Annotated in this window: 3 protein-coding genes; 2 read left to right on the forward strand and 1 reads right to left on the reverse strand. The window is 44.4% G+C overall.

Translation table 11 applies throughout. From position 1 onward, the window contains the following. A partial coding sequence (locus AC0UA9_RS16885; RefSeq protein WP_475661842.1) for a transposase occupies nt 1–139 on the reverse strand: 139 nt, incomplete at its 3' end. A gap of 87 nt (nt 140–226) precedes the next feature. Between AC0UA9_RS16885 and AC0UA9_RS16890 the strand changes: the two genes are divergently transcribed. Further along, a complete protein-coding gene (locus tag AC0UA9_RS16890; protein WP_457945110.1) occupies nt 227–601 on the forward strand; it encodes a transposase in 375 nt (124 codons plus the stop codon). A gap of 195 nt (nt 602–796) precedes the next feature. Next, the coding region (locus tag AC0UA9_RS16895; RefSeq protein WP_475661839.1) for a bifunctional diguanylate cyclase/phosphodiesterase at nt 797–3,462 on the forward strand (2,666 nt) is incomplete at its 3' end.

Below are 3,462 nucleotides of genomic sequence, written 5' to 3' on the forward strand. Positions count from 1 at the left end.
CCTTAGAACGCCACTGATAAAGCTGACTCGAGTGTATGCCCAGTTCACGAGCCGCTGCGGCAACGCCTATGCGATCAGCAAGCGCTAACGCTTCTTGCCGATAGGTATCTGAGTAACGGGTATAGGATTTTTTCTTCATTGATGTCGTCGATCTTGCCATGGTTCACCTCGTTGCAGTGTATTACATTCTTGAGGTGTCCATCGTTACTGGGCAAGATCACACAGCATCGAGACCACGGCTGCCAATGTCCATGACATTGTGCTTGCCGATAAGCTCCTTCACGGTGAAGAGCAACGTGTCTTCGGTGATGCCGGTTACCTGGGTATTCAAAAACGCGACGAGCACAAGCACCGCAACGATGTCTCTTGGTATATTGCCAAACGGCCTGGCACCCGCCAGAAGCTAGATGCCAGGCGACAGAAAGTCGAAAAAATCAAAGCCAGTATCCGTGCCAAGGTGGAGCACCCCTTTCGGTACATCAAACACGTTTTTGGTTATGGCAAGGCTCGCTATCGTGGACTGGCCAAAAACACTCAGCGCCTGCACTTACTGGCGGCGTTCAGCAACCTGCTGATCAGTGAGAAATACCTATGGGAATAGGGCGATTGCGCCCGTTTTCCGCTCAATGAGTGGGAAAGGGGCAAAAATACACAAAGAACAGGAGAAGAGTGTCTGAATTTTCGATTTTTTGTCGGCTCATGTGAGCGTTGATGAATATCGGCAGTTATTCAGACCTTCCCTTTCTAAAGTACTATTGGTAATTTACGACTGAGTAAAACACTACTGGAGAGGCTTTTGAGTGCACCTGATTATCCTGCTGATGAAGCCGTTCGTTTACTCGCATTAAAACGCACAGCGTTACTGGACTCGCCTGCTGAAGAGCGCTTTGATCGTATCACCCGACTTGCGGCTTTCATTTTTAATGTCCAAACGTGCTTAATTTCGCTAGTCGATGCTGACAGGCAGTGGTTTAAATCTAAGGTAGGGCTTGATGCTTGTCAGACTGAGCGTGATATCTCTTTTTGCGGGCATGCAATATTGCACCCGGATATTTTTATCGTTTCCGACGCAACAAAGGATGACCGCTTCTCTGCTAACCCGCTTGTGACCGAGGAGCCGCGTATACGTTTTTATGCAGGAGCGCCGGTTTGCGAGCCAGGTGGGCAACCTATTGGCACATTATGCCTTATAGATCCACAGCCTCGTGACTTGACGATAAGCGAAAAACGAGTATTACGTGAGTTAGCTGGCATGGTTGAGCATGAGATTGCCAGACTAGATCAGGAAACGCTCCAACAAAAACTGTCAGCTGGCATGACAAGAACGGCAACAATAATGGCAACATTGCCAGATATGGTTTTTGTCATTGACCGAAACTTTCGTTTTTCAGTGTGTAACGACCATCCTGATTTGCTTAAGCCTCAACATGAAATTTTAGGGCAGAAAATCCTTGATGTATTGCCTAATGAATTAGGTCATCAACTGATGGATAATGTTAAACAGGCTTTTGAGAACGGCAATGTCATTCACCACAACTACACCTTTGCAAAATTGAATAAATCCTTTGAGGCGCGATACAAGAAAATTGATGAAAATGAAGTTCTGATTATTATTCGCAATACTACTGAGCAAACCGCTGCACACTCTGCCATCAGGCGTCTTTCGGAAGTTGCCAGGCAAACAACGAATGGCGTAGTGATAACCGATATACGTGGTTTTGTTGTCTGGATAAATGAGGCGTTTACTAGCATCACTGGTTATAGCATCGAAGATATGCTGGGTAAAAAGCCAGGCGAACTATTGCAGGGAGCCGACACTGATCCTGCAACTATTGTTAGGATGAGAGCGGCCCTGGCTTTACAGCAGAGTTTCAATGTTGACGTACTCAATTACTCAAAAGAGCAGCAATCATATTGGGTGAGAATAGCCTGTAATCCATTGCTAAACGAAGAAGGCGAGCTTAGTGGCTATATTGCAATCCAGACCGATATCACGAAAGAGAAGCGGTATGAAGAGCTCATTCACAATAGTGAGAATTTACTCAAAGCGGTGATTGATGCCAATACTATTGGCACATGGCGTCTTAATTTACAAAATGGCGAGTTAGTAATTAATGATAAATGGGCATCATTGTTGGGCTACGAACTTTCCGAACTGCTGCCAACTTGCAGAAACACCTGGGAGCGACTGACCCATCCCGATGATTTAGCCTATAGTGCTGTACAAATCGAAAAACACGCAGCCGGTCTTATTCCCATATACGAAGCCAATATTCGAATGAAACATAAAAACGGCGAATGGATTTGGATTAATACCAGGGGGCGAGTGTCCACAAGAACAAATGATGGTAATGCTGAGTGGTTACTGGGTACGCACTTTGATATTAATGACCAGATACAGGCCGAAAGCTCACTCAACGAAAAATCAAAGCAGATGGAAGCTGTTGTCGAGAGCTTACTTGATGGCATTATTACCATTGATAGCAAGGGTAAGGTACTTACATTTAATCAGGCTGCAAATGAAATTTTTGGTTATTCTGATGAAGAAATTATAGGCAGAAATATCAGTATGCTTATGGGCTCACCGCATCGTGAACATCACGATAGTTACTTATCAAATTATATTAACCGGGGTATCAGTGACATTACCGGTCGTATTCGTGAACTTGATGCATTGCACAAAAATGGTACAACATTTCCTATTGAGCTGGGTGTTGTTGAAGTAAAAATGGCTGGTGAAACTAATTTCATTGGAATCGTGCGGGACATCACTCAGCGCAAAAGTCGTGAGCAAGAAATACATCAGTTAGCATTTTATGACTCACTCACATTACTACCAAATCGTCGGTTGTTATTGGATAGATTACAAGGCGCCATAACACATTGCTCACGCGCCAACAATTTTGCGGCTTTAATGTTTCTTGATTTAGATAATTTTAAAAATCTTAACGACAGTGCTGGTCACAATAAAGGCGATTTATTGTTATGCCAGGTCGCCGCACGTTTGGTTCAATCGGTTAGGCAGGGTGATACGGTGTCACGGTTAGGGGGGGATGAGTTTGTTGTCGTAGTATCAGACTTAAGTGATGATAAAGAAACGGCTGCTAATCAGGCTGAATCACTTGCGCAAAAAATCATGGCTCACTTAACGCAAGAATATGACTTGGAGGGTTTAACGTACAATAGCTCCGCAAGCATCGGGGTAACAATGTTTAATAGCACAAGCGTCTCAAAAGAGGACTTATTAAAACAAGCCGACATGGCAATGTATAAGGCTAAAGAGGCTGGTCGCAATGGCGTGCAGTTTTTTGATCCCAAGATGCAGGTTGCAGTTAGCTCAAGAGCGACCTTGATCCACGACTTATATAACGCAATACAGCAAAGACAATTTACTCTTTTCTATCAAAAGCAGATTGACCAACATGGACAGGATATCGGTGTTGAGGCCCTCTTACGCTGGTT

The sequence above is a fragment of the Colwellia sp. F1 genome (assembly GCF_056238625.1).